Annotated in this window: 14 protein-coding genes; 3 read left to right on the top strand and 11 right to left on the bottom strand. The window is 39.9% G+C overall.

Annotation, left to right across the window (positions count from 1 at the left end):
* Window positions 1-199: 199 nt before the first annotated feature.
* Together H541_RS12220 and H541_RS0109025 are read right to left on the bottom strand one after the other, a co-directional pair.
* On the bottom strand, window positions 200-970 hold the full coding sequence (locus tag H541_RS12220; protein ID WP_022796994.1) for a tyrosine-protein phosphatase: 771 nt from the start codon (window positions 968-970) through the stop codon (window positions 200-202).
* Between the two features lie 282 nt (window positions 971-1,252).
* Window positions 1,253-2,290, bottom strand: a complete 1,038-nt coding sequence (locus H541_RS0109025; RefSeq protein WP_022796993.1) for a hypothetical protein — start codon at window positions 2,288-2,290, stop codon at window positions 1,253-1,255.
* Between the two features lie 313 nt (window positions 2,291-2,603).
* On the opposite strand from H541_RS0109025, the gene H541_RS0109020 reads away from it, so the two are divergent.
* Complete coding sequence (locus tag H541_RS0109020; protein WP_022796992.1) at window positions 2,604-2,819, top strand: hypothetical protein; 216 nt, start codon at window positions 2,604-2,606, stop codon at window positions 2,817-2,819.
* Between the two features lie 136 nt (window positions 2,820-2,955).
* Here H541_RS0109020 and H541_RS0109015 read toward each other — a convergent pair whose 3' ends face one another.
* The gene (locus tag H541_RS0109015; RefSeq protein WP_022796991.1) at window positions 2,956-4,005 is read right to left on the bottom strand and encodes an aldose epimerase family protein; all 1,050 of its coding nucleotides are present in this window, start codon (window positions 4,003-4,005) and stop codon (window positions 2,956-2,958) included.
* A gap of 281 nt (window positions 4,006-4,286) precedes the next feature.
* Here H541_RS0109015 and lacD point away from each other — a divergent pair, with 281 nt between their 5' ends.
* On the top strand, window positions 4,287-5,261 hold the full coding sequence (gene lacD / locus H541_RS0109010) for a tagatose-bisphosphate aldolase (protein ID WP_026501749.1): 975 nt from the start codon (window positions 4,287-4,289) through the stop codon (window positions 5,259-5,261).
* Window positions 5,262-5,399: 138 nt separating this feature from the next.
* On the opposite strand, the gene H541_RS13040 is transcribed toward lacD, so the two are convergent.
* The 4 genes from H541_RS13040 to H541_RS0108990 form a co-directional block, all read right to left on the bottom strand.
* On the bottom strand, window positions 5,400-6,158 hold the full coding sequence (locus H541_RS13040) for an SGNH/GDSL hydrolase family protein (protein WP_022796989.1): 759 nt from the start codon (window positions 6,156-6,158) through the stop codon (window positions 5,400-5,402).
* 150 nt (window positions 6,159-6,308) lie between these two features.
* Window positions 6,309-8,075 carry a glycoside hydrolase family 35 protein gene (locus H541_RS0109000; RefSeq protein ID WP_022796988.1) on the bottom strand — a complete coding sequence of 589 codons (1,767 nt, stop codon included), beginning with the start codon at window positions 8,073-8,075 and terminating at the stop codon, window positions 6,309-6,311.
* On the bottom strand, window positions 8,062-9,117 hold the full coding sequence (locus H541_RS0108995) for an aldose epimerase family protein (protein WP_022796987.1): 1,056 nt from the start codon (window positions 9,115-9,117) through the stop codon (window positions 8,062-8,064). Before H541_RS0108995 ends, H541_RS0109000 begins: the two co-directional genes overlap by 14 nt.
* 84 nt (window positions 9,118-9,201) lie before the next feature.
* On the bottom strand, window positions 9,202-11,214 hold the full coding sequence (locus tag H541_RS0108990) for a beta-galactosidase (RefSeq protein ID WP_022796986.1): 2,013 nt from the start codon (window positions 11,212-11,214) through the stop codon (window positions 9,202-9,204).
* A gap of 108 nt (window positions 11,215-11,322) precedes the next feature.
* Between H541_RS0108990 and H541_RS0108985 the strand changes: the two genes are divergently transcribed.
* Entirely contained in the window at window positions 11,323-12,132 is an 810-nt protein-coding gene (locus tag H541_RS0108985; protein ID WP_022796985.1) for a helix-turn-helix transcriptional regulator, read from the top strand.
* Window positions 12,133-12,158: 26 nt separating this feature from the next.
* Here H541_RS0108985 and H541_RS0108980 read toward each other — a convergent pair whose 3' ends face one another.
* From H541_RS0108980 to H541_RS0108965, 4 genes are all read right to left on the bottom strand, one after another.
* Window positions 12,159-12,872, bottom strand: coding sequence for a GntR family transcriptional regulator (locus H541_RS0108980; protein WP_022796984.1), 714 nt, complete (start codon window positions 12,870-12,872; stop codon window positions 12,159-12,161).
* 37 nt (window positions 12,873-12,909) lie between these two features.
* Window positions 12,910-14,523 (bottom strand): ComEC/Rec2 family competence protein, encoded by a 1,614-nt coding sequence (locus H541_RS0108975; protein WP_022796983.1) that lies wholly within the window; start codon window positions 14,521-14,523, stop codon window positions 12,910-12,912.
* A 43-nt stretch (window positions 14,524-14,566) separates the two neighbouring features.
* Window positions 14,567-14,989, bottom strand: a complete 423-nt coding sequence (locus H541_RS0108970) for a hypothetical protein (protein ID WP_022796982.1) — start codon at window positions 14,987-14,989, stop codon at window positions 14,567-14,569.
* Window positions 14,990-15,138: 149 nt separating this feature from the next.
* Window positions 15,139-15,765, bottom strand: a complete 627-nt coding sequence (locus tag H541_RS0108965; protein WP_022796981.1) for a PepSY domain-containing protein — start codon at window positions 15,763-15,765, stop codon at window positions 15,139-15,141.
* Between the last annotated feature and the right edge of the window lie 371 nt (window positions 15,766-16,136).

The raw sequence follows: 16,136 nt of genomic DNA, 5'->3' as shown, positions 1-16,136 counted from the left end.
CTTCACAAATTTTTTCCAATAGTTCCCTATCTACTCAATTTTGTTCCAGTGTTCGAGCTTTAACGAAAGAAGTCACACTTTTTTTGGCGTGCTCCAAAGCTCAGCTCCTTCGGCACTAACTCTCCTTTTTCTAAAAATGTCCCATTTTTGAAAAAGCTTCCTTACTGCTCGGAGCTAACCGAGCTTTGTCGCACTTAGTTTAAAAATTAAACCATTTTCTCTTTCGGCTTGCGACTTCTGAGTAGGGTTCTACCAGGGTGTCGTCACCATTAATAATATCTTTAGCTCTATCTTTAAAGAGTTGCGCTTTTTCTGTCCCAAACTCTTTTTCAAAGACCTCAAATTCAGCTGTCATTCTAAACGGACGGCCACTCACATTATGGGCATCACTCGCAATAATATGGGTTAAATTAGCATCAACCATTTGAAAAGATAGCTCTTGTGTTTCTTTCCCAAAATCGCCTGCAATACTCCCAGCTGTCACTTGCGTCAAACATCCTAAATCAATCCATTCCATTAATTTATTAGGATTTTTCTTAATCTCCATATTCCGTTCTGGATGCACGATGACTGGAATAATCCCACGATGGGTTAAGTCGTAAAACAGTTGATCTGTATAATCCGGCACCGACATAGTCGGGAATTCTAACATCATATACCGATTTCCTTCATCCGCAAACAAAATATCGTCTTCATCAATATGGCGGATTAATTCCGGATGAATACGCACCTCTTGACCTGGAAAAACGGTAAGATCAATACCCTCTCTGGTGATGATTCTTTGCGTCTCTTCTACTAATAACCTGACAGCTGCCGCATGATTGACAAAATGACGATTGTGGTGATGTGGTGTTGCTAAAATATGAGTCACACCATCTTCATGAGCTTGCTGAGCCATGTTTAACGTATCCTGGATTGACGATGCCCCATCATCGATACCTGGCAAAATATGACAATGTAGATCAATCATTGTTACCTCTCCTCTGATATTTCATTTTCTAACTAATTGCCATACTAAGGATGACATATTCCTTTTTATTTTAACGGTTTCACTTCGAATAAAAAAGAGCATACTTTTTAAACGCAAACAATTAAAAAGCCTCAAAGGTTTGTCGTCACCTCAAGGCTTTCTAACTAGTCTTTGTAGTTAGCTTCTATTGTAGCTAATACCACCAACCTAGTTAATACTATTAAACCAGATAAAACTACTAAGCTAACCATTACTAGTATACTTACTACCTAATACTAGTTCCTAAATACCACCAAGTAGACGAATGATTAGTGCATCTACAATGACGAGTGCTAGTAAAATACCAGAGATAATGTAGAAATCATTGAGTTTGTGTTTCGATCCTCTCACATAATCAGAGAGCACAAAGACTATACCAGTAGTAACTCCAATGACACTAGCCACAAATAACAGTGCTGTAACTGACAATGGGAAAATAGATAATATCACACAAATGATGCCAGCCAAGAGAACCACTATTACAGGACTTAAGAACCCTGCCAAGCGATTGGTAATGACATGAAAACTATCTGTTGACTGCGATAACCACTTGCTCGTCGCAAATACTGCTGCTACAGCCAGTCCGTTCAAAATAAGAAACAGAATCACTAATCTCAGAAAATCAGTAAAGGTCGGAGTGAAGTAATCTGTACTCAAAAATGAAGCAAAACCACCCAACAGAACTGTCGCAATTCGGCTAACTTCAGTTACGACCAAGATAGCTTGTGCCAAGGCTACTAATAGGAAAGTAACATAGCCATAATATTGTGGCACATCTAACACATCTGAAGACGGGCGTTTTAATTTACGAAGAAAAATAGCAAAATAATTTTTACTGAACGTCACCGCTTTTTGGACTTGTTCGTTAGATGTAATACTTTCTGGATTAAAGCCCGACTTTTCCTTGCTTTCAGTGGGTGCACTCCCATCACTTGTGCCCGTCCCAGTTGTAGCATTTGGCGTCTCAGAAAAATCCTCGCCTTCAGAACTATAACGATTCTCATCATCTGAAGTATCATGAACAGGATCGTCCACGCTATCCTTGGCACCACTGCTGTCAGGGTTAGCGTCAAGGTCGTTCTCTTGCTCACTAATCGATGGTTCTGTTACCTCCGCCTCTATTTCATTTGCGTCTTGTGACCCATCCTCATGAAAATTATCCTGTTCATCGGGACTAGCTTCTGGTTCTGGTGTCACTGGATTCTCTGTGGCATCTTCGGGTTGATTGCTAGTGGTCGGTTGGCCGTCTGCAACTTTTTTATTCTCATCTTCAAAACTCATGTTGTCTCCCCCTTTTGCGTAATTAGAACGCTAGTATTTCGAACAATAGTATTATAATCTAAGCATACCTTTTTATACTCATAAAATGAACTAATTACTACTTTAAGTCTCCTCTTTTTCACCATATCCTATGACAGTGATGCTATTGGGTAAATGAAATGAGAATGACATGATTATTTACACAAGTTTTACAGGGGGTTAACACTATTTCATTACTGATTGACTATACTAAGACTGTAAAGGTAAAAGTAATGTGGACTAGAGGTGAACGTCCTAGGTCACATATTAGTATCCATAGAAAAGGAAGATGATGATGAAAGGTACTATTATACGTCTTATTTTATTTTCCATCATCCTTTTAGGTGCCATAGGTGATTACCTTGTGACGACTACCAAAGTACCTACTCGAAAAAGTAATCAACTCGTCTATGTCTATTCGACTAAACGTTATGCGACAAAGACAACAACTCCGTATGGGAGTTATACAAATGACAGCTTCGATGAAAATTTTACAAACGAGGATCACTGATTCCCAAATCCATTAACTACACCTCTTATAAATTCTCGTTTATAAAATTCTAATACCCCAATGCCTAGGCGTTGGGGTATTTTCCGCTATCTTTACTTTCTAGATCAAACCCACAGTATCATTAACCGCAACTCAATTAGGAGACACAATCAAATAAATATTGGGTTTCAAACGCTTTTGTCTCACCTTTATGAAGAATTGGACTGATATAATTAGGGTGGTTGATAGCATCTGGGTAAAACTGCGGTTGCAAAGAGACACCAGCATATTTATAGTAATGTTCCCCACCTTTTCCAATGTCATCATTGAGGTAATTCCCAGTATAAAGATGTAAACCTGGTTCGTTTGTTTTTAACGTTAAACGAATACCTGTTTGATCACCAGTTAGCTGGGCAGCCTCCGTCACATCGCCATTGTATTTTGTAATACAAAAATTGTGGTCATAACCATCCGTATAAAGCAGTTGTCTAAAAGAAGGTGTCATCTCACTCCCAATCGTTTTGGGCCTGGTAAAGTCCATTGGCGTATACAAGACATTACAAATTTCACCCGTCGTCAACGACCTAGCATTCTCAACAGGCGTGTAGTAGTTGGCCTGCAAACGTAATAGGTGATCAACAACACTCCCTGCCTTATGACCATTCAAATTAAAATAAGAATGATTCGTTGGATTGAAAATCGTCGTCGCATCACTTGTGCCCGAATAAGTGATGGTCATCCCATTATCAGTTACTTTGAAGGATGCTGTTATTTCTAAATTACCTGGAAAGCCTTGATCCATCGCTGGACTCTCTAAACGTAGTGTCAACTCGTTCTCATTCGTAAAAGAAACAGTTTCCCATACTCTCATGTGAAATCCAGATAAACCACTATGTAAGCTATTTGGCCACTCATTAGTAGTTAAATGATAGACTGAGCCATCCAGCGTAAACTGACTATTTGAAATCCGATTGGCACATCGACCAATTGTTCCACCAAAATAAGCCCGATTATTCTGCTCATACTGTTTAAGAGTATCGTAACCTAACACCACATCCACAACTTTACCCGTTTGATCTGGCACGTTGAGAGTGACCACAGTTGCTCCAAAATTCGAGATGACGGCAGTCAGTGAGCCTGAACGAAGTGTATACAAATAAACCGGTTGGTTATCAACCTCTCCCCAAACTGTTGTCATACTTTCCATTACCGTCACCTCCCTCACACTTTCGATATATAAACCGCTTACATATACGATAGTTTAACTTATTTTATCTATTTTTTAGCCATTATGCAAACGTTTTAGTTGTTTGACGGCATTTTTGTTAAATATTGTTTCTATTCGTCTTTAAGTGTCATCTTTTATTTCTGAAATAAGCGAGGCCAAACATCATAGCAACATAAGCACAGCCTTATCAGGTGATTTAATGAGTGTGTGCGCTGTATAATACTAGTGTAGTAGTCAAAGAACAGAAAGGACCTATAATCATGCTAAAGGGTAAAATAGATTATCTCAAAAAAACCACTAATGAAGACGGTGTCGTAGCAGCACTTGCTATTGACCAAAGAGGCTCACTTAAGAAAATGTTAGCTGCCGATGGTCGAGACGATGCTAATGCCATTGTCGAATTCAAAGAACTAGCCTCTGAGGAATTAACTAAGTATACCTCTGCTATCTTACTGGACCCTGAATACGGTATTCCAGGAATGAAAGTCAGAGATAGCTCCTGTGGCTTATTAACCTCTTACGAAAAAACTGGTTATGATGCGACAGAAAAAGGCCGTCTTCCAGATTTGTTACCCACTTATTCTGTCAAACGTTTGAAAGAATTAGGTGCTGATGCCATTAAGATTCTGTTGTATTACGATGTCGATGAACCAGCTGACATCAACGACATCAAACATGCCTTCATTGAGCGGATTGGGTCAGAATGTGTCGCTGAAGAAATTCCTTTTTTCTGTGAATTTATTGCCTATGATGACACTATTCCTGATGCGAAAAGTTATGAATTTGCTAAAGTTAAACCCCATAAAGTCATCGAAACTGTCAAAGAATTTTCAAAATCACGCTATGGGATTGATGTCTTAAAATTAGAAGTCCCTGTTAACATGGACTATGTTGAAGGCTTTAACCACGGAAACGAAATTGCTTATAGTCGTGAGGAAGCATTAAACTATTTCAAACAACAAAGTGATGCTACTAAGCTCCCTTACATCTTTTTAAGTGCTGGAGTATCAACCAAATTGTTCCTCGAAACCTTGAAATTCGCCCATGAAGCTGGTGCACAATTTAATGGTGTTCTTTGTGGGAGAGCCACTTGGCGTGAAGGGGTTGAACCGTTTGCGAAAAATGGTGAAGAAGCTGGTAGAGAATGGTTACAAACCGTTGGCCGCAAGAATGTCGAAACATTGAATAAAGTCTTGAAAGACACTGCTGTCTCACTCTTCGATAAATTAAGTTAATTATAGGGTGATCCTAGAAGGAATACGAGATTAATAATAACTATTAAAAACACGTTAGGAAATTCTCAATCAGAATCTCCTAACGTGTTTTCCCATATATGATGACTTCTTAGCTATCTTAGCTAGCGTAATTATGACTCAGTCTTTATTCTGGTGATTGGTCACCTCACTGGATTGCCGATAGTGTGATTGATAGGCTTGGTAGATAATCTCACCAATCTGCTTCATCCCCTCATCATTGGGATGCCAACGGTCACTAGTCCCATTAAAAGTCTTCAAGCCAGGAGGTCCTGCGGTTTTTTCCGGATCCTTATCCCAAACGGATTTAATGTCAGCTACCGGAAGATTGTATTCTTTACCCAAATTTTTGACCACTGTGTCAAATGGTTCACTAGCTTTGCCATGATTCCAAGTCGTGACCAACACAATTTGTGGGGTCGAGCCATCGATATAACTCAACTCATTCAGCATTGTCCGCATGTTTTGCGCGAATTGATCAACATCTGAGCCATTAACCGGATTCGCATCATTCGTCCCAAACTCGATGGTGATGACATCTGGTTTCAACTGTCTCACACGGTCGATTTGTCCCACACCAAACGACGAAGTGCGTCCATATTTAGCATAGTGATGAATCTCCACTTTCTCCTGATAGTTTTCCTCAACTAAAGAGGCGAAAACAGCCGGAAATGTGGTTGCTAAGGTGCTAGCGTAGTGCCCTTCTGCAATACTGTCCCCCATTGATGCATAAACGATAGTCCCATCGCTAGCATTCTTTTTAGTGACAATACTCTCAATGACACAGGAGGCCGCACCCACTGCAACCAATACGACCAAAAGGATATACCACCTTATTTTTCGCCGCCTGTTATCTTGTTGCCCTTCACTTTTATCCATGACAAACACCCCTTGGCTCTTATTGTAGCACGATTGCTCAGCTAGCTTAAGAAATTGAAACAAGGGGTGTTACTGTCCTGTTCAGTTGTTTTTTTCACCAATTAAAAAAGCCTTCAAAACAACTGATCATTCTACTATTATGTTACTTCTCTACTCTTCTACTGCTTTTGGCATCAATAATGGGGCATCCGTCAAGGTAATATGGTCACTAATTTCACCGTCAGACTCAAATATCACAATCTCGTTATGACCAACCTTTAATAACGGACCTGGAATATACAATCGTTTTTGTGGTCCAATTTTCCAGAAACGGCCGATATTAAACCCATTGACCATCACAAACCCCTTCCCAAAGCCCGTTAGGTCAATGAAGGTATCCGCTGGTTGATCAATCGGGATTTCGAATCGTGAAAAACTAGGTTGTCCTTCATGATAGTCTTTCGAATAATCAACCGCCGATAAGTCATCCATTGGGAGGGTATAAATCTCCCAATCACTTTGGAACGCGCCATTGATAATCACGCCATCTTTGATGCCTTTATATTGATGATTCATGTGAGTAGAATAATTGACTCGGCCCATATTTTCAACCAGGATTCCTAACTCATTTTTCTCCTCTGTCAACGTAAGAGACTGTTTTTGACCGATTTCTTGGTCGTATTGAATCATTTCTAACTGCTGGTTGATAAAGATATGTGCACGATCCATACAAGAAATTAGTCGAAAATCTTCAATGTCACGATTCTTGCCAATTTTGCTCTTATAGTAAATGTAACCATATTCTTGGTCTAAATCCTCCATGGCAACCGTATAAGGTGAGGTCACAGGGTTAGAGATTGTTTCAAGTGTTTCAAACAAGGAGACACGTTCTCTAACGTCGAACTGACCAAAGCTAGCTTTCTTGATTTCTGTAGACAGAGGGAAAACGGGAATGTCAGTAAACTGACCGATTACTTTTTGAAAAGCCTCATATTTAGCTGTCGTATCGCCCCATTCTGTTAATAGAGCATCATAATCATAACTCGTCACATCTGGCGAAAGTTTCTCATAATAGTTTGAACCGTTAGTAAAGCCAAAGTTGGTCCCACCGTGGAACATATAGATATTCACTGATCCTTCGTTTAGAATATCCTCTAATTCTCTAGTGGCATCTGTTGTTGAGCTGGTGTGGTGGATTTTATCCCCCCAAGCATCAAACCACCCAATCCAAAATTCCATCACCATCAGGGGTTTCTTTTGACCATGAAACTGTCGCAAGGTTTGAAAGTGCTCCGCGATTTGTGAGCCACAATTGATCGTTGGCAAGGCCAAGTCTTGGATTGAACCATTTAGTAACATATCATGCCAAGGGCCATCTGACGTCACCAATGGTACATCAATGCCACCTTTTCGCATCAATCCTGCTAATTCACGCATATATACCTTATCATTTCCATATGCTCCGTACTCATTTTCAACTTGCATCATGATGATTGGGCCTCCATGAGTTATCTGCAAGTCAGCCACTTGGGGGAGTAAGTGGTCAAAATAGTTTGCCACATATTTCAAGAAGAGCTGATCTGAAAACCGAATTTTAATCAGTGGTTCTCGTAGTAGCCAGTAAGGTAAACCACCAAACTCCCATTCGGCGCAAATATAAGGTGATGGTCTCAAGATAACGTATAAGCCGATTTCTTGTGCCAACTCTATAAAATGTCTTAGATTTTGATTAGCCGAAAAATCGTAAGAGCCTTTTTTAGGTTCGTGTTTATTCCACGGTACATACGTCTCTACGGTGTTACAACCCATGAGTCGTAATTTTTCAAGACGGTCACGCCAATAATCAGCCACGACCCTAAAATAATGGATTGACCCTGAAATTACTTTAAATGGTTTACCATTTAAATAAAAATCATCTGTGACTTCAAACGTTTCCATGAGATTCTCCTTTGAAAAGATAAGCTGTTTTAAGGGTAGTCAGTACATCTTTTTCTAAGAGTGGTGATTCAAATGCTGACGTATTCATGGCATTTGGAAAATACTGTGTTTCTAAACAAAAGCCCTCTCTTGAGTGATAGATAGCTCCATCTTTACCTTTCTCGTCTTGGATAAAATTGGCAGTATAAAATTGGACACCTGGTAGGGTTGATAAGACTGTCATTACGATGCCACTTTCGTCCCCTTCTACTCTGGCAACCGGATTTAAGTGTCCTCTTACCCCATCAATCGCAAAATTATGGTCATACCCTTTGGCCAATTGTAACTGTTCCCATGGGTCATTAATCGCTTCACCAATCTCTTTTGGTTGGATGAAATCCATTGGCGTACCTTTGACCGACCGTATTTCTCCTGTTGGAATCGATTTTTCATCTGCAATCGGTGTAAAGCTAGAGGCATTCAACTGTAGGCGATGGTGCGTTATCGTGCCACTGCCTTGACCGTTAAGATTGAAATAGGAATGGTTGGTGGGATTAAAGACCGTATCAGCATCAGAGAGGCCCGTATAGGTAATTTCTAAACCTTCATCTGTTAGCTTATAAGTCACTGTAAGCTCCAGATTGCCAGGAAACCCTTGATCTAATCTGGGACTGAATAAGGCAAAGGTGACAGCAGACGCGCTTCTCTCCTTAACCTCCCATCGTCTTGTGTGATACCCGTTAGGGCCACTATGTAAACAGTTTTGTCCTTCATTAGCCTCTAGTAAATAAGTCTTTCCATCAATAGTAACTTGACTGTTTTCGATGCGATTCGCATTTCTGCCAACGGTGGCACCAAAGTAGGTCTCATAGTTATTGAAGTATTGTACAGCAGTATCATACCCTAAAACCACATCTCTCTGACGGTTGCCTTTATCTGGCACTTTTAAACTGACCAAAACGGCACCGAGATCACTAACAGTTGCTTCAAACAGATTATGTTGTATGGTAATCAATTCGACACTTCGTCCTAGATCATCTGTTCCCCAAACCTTTGTCGTCATTATCTTCTTCCTCCACTATTTTAGCGACTTTATAAGTGATGTCATTTATATTTTACGTTGTAATTTCATGAATAGCTTTATAAATCAGGACCCTAACGACTTATTTTCTTCCACAAAAAGATACGTCCCAAAGTGTTCAATTTTAGGTGTTGTGATAGCTTTGTCTGTCAACTGATCCTTTTTTCCAACAAATCTCTCTGGTAAGCCAACTGGTTCGCCCGCAAAGTTCATCACTAGGGTATAGCGCTTTTTATCAGTCTCTCTTGTGGTGATTTCTAACCCATTTGCTGTACTTTTATCTTTAGTGATGCTGGTTTCGGCGACAAGGCAATCGAAGATACGACTTAATAAATCGTCATCTAATTGTGAGCCGATATAATAAACAGATCCTTCTTCGTAGTCATTCTTAGTGACAGCAGGGCTTCCAGCATAAAAATCAGTTTGATAGTCTGCCAGCGACTGAGCTGTTTCTAGATGAATAATGTCCGCAACGATTGTGCCTTTCCCAATAGTGCCATGACTTTTTTCCTTGATCAGATTAAACTGACTAGGCGCTAACGCATCGATCTCCTCAACCCATATTCCTGCTAATTCTTTTAATGGTCCTGGATAGCCACCAAGAATGACATTATCAGATTGGTCAACAATGCCACTCATGTAAGTGGTGACTAGTTTGCCACCTTTTGCAACATAGGACTCGAGCGATTCTGTCATTCCGTCCTTAAACAAATAAAGAACAGGCGCCAATACAATGTCGTAAAGAGAGAGATCAGCCTCAGTGGATATGATATCTACTGAAATGTTACGATCACAGAAATAACGGTAATAGTGATGCATCTGATCAACATACCTTAAATCGATACTTGGTCCACTGGTAAATTCTAGTGCCCAATAGTTGTCCCAATCAAATATCAGAGCTACTCGACTCTTGTTTTGGCTACCAATCAGGCCGTCCAATTTTTCTAATTCATGTCCGAGCTGACTTACTTCTCTAAATACGCGTGTTTCAGTCGTATTAGCATGCTCCAAAACGGCTCCATGAAATTTTTCACAGGCACCGACTGAGCGTTTTAATTGAAAGAATTGGATTGTATCGCCACCATGTGCGATTGTTTGATAACTTTGTGCTCTCATTTGCCCTGGTCGTTTTAAAGAGTTGTACGGTTGCCAATTTTGTTGCGATGGCGTCTGTTCCATCAACATGAATGGCTGTTGTTTCAAGCCCCTCATCAAGTCATGACAAAAAGCCACATAACTCCATGGTGTATTGTAACTCGGGTAGTTATCCCACGACACGATATCCATTTCTTTTGCCCACTTGAAATAATCGAGTTCCTTATAAGTCCCCATCAAGTTTGTCGTTACTGGCGTATCTTGATCGTATTTTCGGATGATATCTCTTTCCATTTTAAAACAATTCAGCAAGCTGTCCGAATTGAATCGCTTGTAATCTAGCGACAGTCCAGCAAAAGCCGTACGCCCGTCCCCTAAGCCATCACCCAAGAGATTAGGAACAACAATGTCGTCAAAATCATATAGGGTGTGCCCCCAGAACTCAGTATTCCATGCTTTGTTCACAGCTTCAATTGTCCGATACTTATCCTTGACCCAGACACGGAAAGCTTTCTCACATTTGTCACAATAGCATGTGCCGCCATATTCGTTATTGATATGCCAACAAGTGACTTGTTTATTGTCACTGTACCGTTTGGCTATTTCTTCGACTAAACGACTGGCATACTTTTGGTAAACAAGACTATTGGGGCAAAAATTATGACGCTCACCGAAGCGATGGTGACGGCCTTCATAATCAACCCGTCCAATCTCTGGATATCGTTTATACAACCAACCCGGCATTGCAGCTGTTGCTGTCGCTAATACGATATCGTATTTCTCTTTCGTCAACATGTTGATGATATCATCAAGTTCTGTAAAGTCATACTCATTTTCAGAAGGTTGTAACTTAGACCAAGAAAAGACATTAATAGTGGCACTGTTGATTCCTGCCTTCTTAAATGCAAGCATGTCATCCGTCCATGTTTCCTTTGGCCACTGGTTAGGGTTATAATCGCCACCATATAAAATTCTATTAAACATCACACACCATCCCCTCATATTTGACTTCATTGTAAAACTTATGCATTATGATAACTATAAACGAAGAAACCGTTTTCTATACAAAATCGAAACAAGGAGGTTATAGAGTTGCCTATCTATTTTCAAATCACACCGAAGAGTCTGCCATTGGCGATTGAAAGCATTGGAAGCAGCTGGCGTCAAGAACCCATCCACCGTCCCCATGGTTACCCTGTCTACCATTGGCTCAAAACGATCAAAGGCGCAGGAACCATTGCTATCGGTCAACAACACATTCGTCTTGGTGTTGGTCAAGGCATCCTAATACCACCTACTCTTCCTCATTCCTATGACTCGACTGGCACATGGTTGACTCAGTTTGTCACCTTCAATGGCACTTTAGAGACATCAATTGCGAGTATCGTAGGGACATCAAGTTACCTTTTTAAAGAAAGATTCTTTGACAACCACTACGATCATTTTATTGATGACACCATTACAGCTTATGAAACTGATTGCCTAAAACCCTTTGATGCTGCTGTCGATTGTTTTTCCTTTTTGTTGTCGTTGTCAAAAGACCAAGCGATGCAAGAACAAGCTGGCAATTCTGTCTATCAGGACATCATCGAGCCTGCTATCCGGAAAATACAGTCAACCTTCAGTCATGAGCTAAGTGTCGGACAACTCGCTCAAGAACTCTTTATTTCACCGCAATATTTGACTCGATTGTTCACTAAATACACTGGAAAATCGACGCAAGATTATATCACTGATTATCGTTTGAATAAAGCCAAGGAATATTTAATCAACTCCCCTCACCAAACGATATCGACTATTGCCAGTAAATGTGGCTACAGCTCACCTAGTCGCTTCAGTGAAACCTTTAGAAAAAAAAACAAATTGACCCCATCGGCTTTTAGAAAACTGAGAGGGTCATGACTTGGATGTAACAAGAATGTCATTTCTTAATTTCGGGTTAAGACCATCTCAACCGAGAAATCGTCATATCGATGAATGGAAATAGAGTATTCAAAAGCAGTGCCCGTATCATAATAAGCAATCTGCTCTGCTATTCCGACAGGGTCTCCCGCTTGTAATTTAAGATACTCAGCTTCTTCTTCCGTAGCTTTTCGAACCGTTAATTTTCGGTGGGCACTTTGGATTTTTAAGCCTAACTCTCCTTCTATGTACTCATAGATAGACTGCTCGACATGCTTTAATTTTAGACCAAAGGTATGGGATATCGGCATGTATGTTTTCTCAATCACTCGCGGTGCACCATCAACATATCTGATGCGATAAATATCGTAAACAAAGCCATCTTCTTCTAGATTTAGTTTTTGCTGAACGAGTTGTGGTGGCTTAATAACAGAGAAGTTGAGCACCTTACTAGTGACTGACTTATCTGGGTTTCTTGCGGTAGTTCCTCTGAACTGGTTCGCTATACTGACTCTCTCTATCTCTTCTTGAGATAAATCTTTGACAAAAGTACCTGGCCCGCGCCTTTTTATGATTAAACCTTCAGACACAAGTAGATCTAATCCTTTTTTGACGGTCATTTTACTGGCGTCATAAATGGCTCCAAGTTCTTTCTCAAAGGGCAATTGTTGTCCCGCTTGATACGTCCCCTTTAAAATTTTATTTCTAATATCATTTGAAATCATAATATATTTTTCCATTGTTGTCCCTACTCACTTCACTTTTATGGTCACTCGCTCATTTGAGGTATACTCCTTTTTTCCGTCGATAGGTAGAATAATCGAAGTTGCCATTGTCATATACCCTGCATACTAACGTTCCTGATTCTGCTGATAAAATAGTATCTTGCCGTGTCGCCAGACCGTTTCTCCAAATTTTCTCCAGCTTGTTTTGATAAGCTTGTCGATAAGCACCTCTAGCATAAACGGCACCGTTAGCAGGAATAAAGACAACTTTTGGATCGATAAATTGTAGAAATTCCGGATTGACTGATCCATGAAAATGATGATTAGCTGTTAAATAATCTGTTTTCCAGAATTCCTTTTGAGATCCAAATCGTTTTAGAAGATTCGCCTGAGTATGTCCGTACATATCTGCTTGATGAAAATAACAAAATCCTTTATAGCTTAATCTAAAGGCCACACTTAAGTGATTCTCATCTTCTGAGCTTATGAGTTGGCCTTGCTCATCAAAGTGAGAGTTTACTATTAGGACTGAGACATCCCCTAGATTCCACACCTTCGCAAGGTCATCGCCAGGAACCAGTAGACTGTAGTCTGCAAACCGGTTTTGCTGCATCATCTGGTAACGATCTATCGTTTTAGATGCCCGTTGTTGACCATCAAGATTTATTCCCTGAGGTCTAATGCCGTAGTGAGTTGTAATATCAACTAGCCCCCCCAGGTGATCATGGTGGTAGTGTGTCAACAAATAATAGTCGATAGTGATATTGTTCTCTTTTAGAAATGGTTTCACAATATGTTCAGCCTCATATTCTTTTCCCGAATCAATTAAAAGCCATTTATCACTAGGAAATTTTATCAATGTAGCATTACCGTGATTGACATCTAAGGATATAATTTTTAAAGGTGGCTCTTTATATAATGTTACCACTTTAAGATGATAGACTATAGAGTGACCCTCAGAGAAAAGAAAACGTATTTGGTGATTACCTTCAGGATAATTAGCAAACTTACTTGTTGAAAGGCGAACAGTCCTCCTATTTTCCGCATAACCAGATTCTAACTCCTCCGTTTTAAATGGAAAAATACTGTATGGTATGGGCGTCTCACTTTCGTCCATAATCGTTAACAACTGATGGCCATTTAACTGCACGTGAATTGTAATGTCACGTACTTTGTCCTTGTAAATTGTTTCATATCGTGGTGACAAAATTGGTGGCAAATTTAACGGTTCCATGACCTCTTTAGAAGAGGACACCATGACAATCTTCCACAAATCCATATTTCCCCAATCCGCTGAAACGACAAGAGTGTTAACCCCTGTCTCTAAGCGAAATGCTTGCTCATATTCTTGCCAACCACCTTGGTCGCTATCTGTACGCTCATCATCACCAACCATTGGAAAGCCAACATCATAAACGAGAGTCCTATGATCTGTTTTTGCCGTGACCTTCTGGACTTGGTCCCCTCCAATCGTGCGATAATAAAACCTGATGGCATAATAACCAGTTTTTTTGAGTTTTAGTTGCCACTGCACTTCAGTTTTAGGCATCAACTTGATATAAACACGGTCATGATCTTTTTCCAGTCGCGAGTCCGGTATTAGCTTTGCCTGACTTACCTCAAATGGTATGGTTTTTTTAACTTTTTTCGTTCTATCTGCATCCATTTATTTGCCTCACTCATGCCTAGTATAGTTAAGTATTTCACCGTTAGTCCAAAAATTTTCTGAATTCATTTAACCGATGAAAGGTGATGTAATTAGAATTATGGTAACTATCAGCCCCATTTAATGCTGTTCGCGATAAGTAGAGAAGATCATCGCCATCGATTAAAAAGCTGACATACTGCAGGCCAACTTGTTGCGGGTCCTCTTGACTTTTGTCGATGAGACGTTTGACAATCTTAAACTCCTTCAAATCTGTTGACACCGCCAACGATAAAACATTTCTAGCAGCTGGTTTAGTAGCATGTACAATCTCGTTCACAATTGAAATATACGACTCAGACTGTTCATCATATAATATATCGAATTTTGAATTGCTACCCCCTTCAAAACGAAAGACACCATCACAGGTTAAAACCTCTTCCAGTGTTTCGGATACCTTTAATCGAACAGCCCGGTCATGAGTCACTGCTTGTTTCTTATCATCATGAATTTGTAGTCTAGGAATAACATATAGCTATAGCCAATAAAAAAAGCTAGGATAATTTCCTAGCCATTTCAATCATGTTACTTATTCAATTGCCTCGGTGTGGGATGACTAGCGCACTCTCATTGCACTTAATCTTCAGCTTCTGTAGCTAATACGTCACCCGTTTTAGCATCAATCAACACATCAGTTTCTTGTTTATTGGTGACCTCGACGGTTACTTCCCAAACAACCTTTCCGCGTTCTTGTTTGAGGTCCCAATCGGTTGCTAGTCCATCATTAACTTCCTTCTCTGCAATTTCTGAAACCTTTTCGATTCCAATGATGTCCTCTAAATCAAGAGCTTCCGCTTGACGTTTGACCCCGCCTGCTTCATCACTATCCAGATCGTCTGCTTCTTGATTTGAAACCTTTCCAGTCGTCGCATCAATATCCAATTCATACTCTTTATCATCATCGATTCCTTCAACCGTGTAGTAGAAATTGCCAAACGAAGTGTCTAGTGACAGAGAAGTAATGTCCGTATCAGGATGCGTGTCATCGTAAATCCGAATCACATCAGCTAATGTTATCGGTAAGTTCTTGTAAGTCATATCTTCCTTAGCTACTGTTTCATCTGCTGAATCATTTGGCTTCGCTTCATCTTTTGTCGTATCTAGACCCGGATTGTTGCTCTCCGTGTTGTCCTCACCATTTCCACAACCGACTAGCACAAAGACACCAATCATCAGGCTAAACCATACCATCATCTTTTTCATTGAGCATCTTCCCTTCCGTTTGATAACCATCCTCTTACACTCATCTTATCATACCAGCAGGTAATGCACCTAATAGAACGATTGCCGTTCCTATTGAATGATCAAACATCAACTAAAAAAGCTGGCTCTATAATATTTGGTGTTGTTGCTTGAAAAAGTAGCGACACCAATTTTTTTATGCAAAAAGACATTTGGTTGTCCTATAATTAAATCGCTAAACCAAATCATAGGAGGCTAACCAAATGTCCAGTACTAATATTAACAAAACTAAAGATGAAAACATAGATAACATGTTAAAAAAAATCCTTAATATCAAAGATTCTAACATCTCTTTTTCTAAAAATGCAGTCTCAAAAGAAAGAATTAAAGGC

Source organism: Bavariicoccus seileri WCC 4188 (genome assembly GCF_000421665.1).
Taxonomy (GTDB): domain Bacteria; phylum Bacillota; class Bacilli; order Lactobacillales; family Aerococcaceae; genus Bavariicoccus; species Bavariicoccus seileri.
Note: the sequence above shows the minus strand (reverse complement) of the source record. Positions and strands in the feature narration are given on the sequence as shown.

Coding starts and splice junctions, on each gene's coding strand:
- H541_RS12220 (WP_022796994.1), bottom strand. CDS start 970: ATGATTGATCTACATTGTCATATTTTGCCAGGTATCGATGATGGGGCA.
- H541_RS0109025 (WP_022796993.1), bottom strand. CDS start 2,290: ATGAGTTTTGAAGATGAGAATAAAAAAGTTGCAGACGGCCAACCGACC.
- H541_RS0109020 (WP_022796992.1), top strand. CDS start 2,604: ATGAAAGGTACTATTATACGTCTTATTTTATTTTCCATCATCCTTTTA.
- H541_RS0109015 (WP_022796991.1), bottom strand. CDS start 4,005: ATGGAAAGTATGACAACAGTTTGGGGAGAGGTTGATAACCAACCGGTT.
- lacD (WP_026501749.1), top strand. CDS start 4,287: ATGCTAAAGGGTAAAATAGATTATCTCAAAAAAACCACTAATGAAGAC.
- H541_RS13040 (WP_022796989.1), bottom strand. CDS start 6,158: ATGGATAAAAGTGAAGGGCAACAAGATAACAGGCGGCGAAAAATAAGG.
- H541_RS0109000 (WP_022796988.1), bottom strand. CDS start 8,075: ATGGAAACGTTTGAAGTCACAGATGATTTTTATTTAAATGGTAAACCA.
- H541_RS0108995 (WP_022796987.1), bottom strand. CDS start 9,117: ATGACGACAAAGGTTTGGGGAACAGATGATCTAGGACGAAGTGTCGAA.
- H541_RS0108990 (WP_022796986.1), bottom strand. CDS start 11,214: ATGTTTAATAGAATTTTATATGGTGGCGATTATAACCCTAACCAGTGG.
- H541_RS0108980 (WP_022796984.1), bottom strand. CDS start 12,872: ATGGAAAAATATATTATGATTTCAAATGATATTAGAAATAAAATTTTA.
- H541_RS0108975 (WP_022796983.1), bottom strand. CDS start 14,523: ATGGATGCAGATAGAACGAAAAAAGTTAAAAAAACCATACCATTTGAG.
- H541_RS0108965 (WP_022796981.1), bottom strand. CDS start 15,765: ATGAAAAAGATGATGGTATGGTTTAGCCTGATGATTGGTGTCTTTGTG.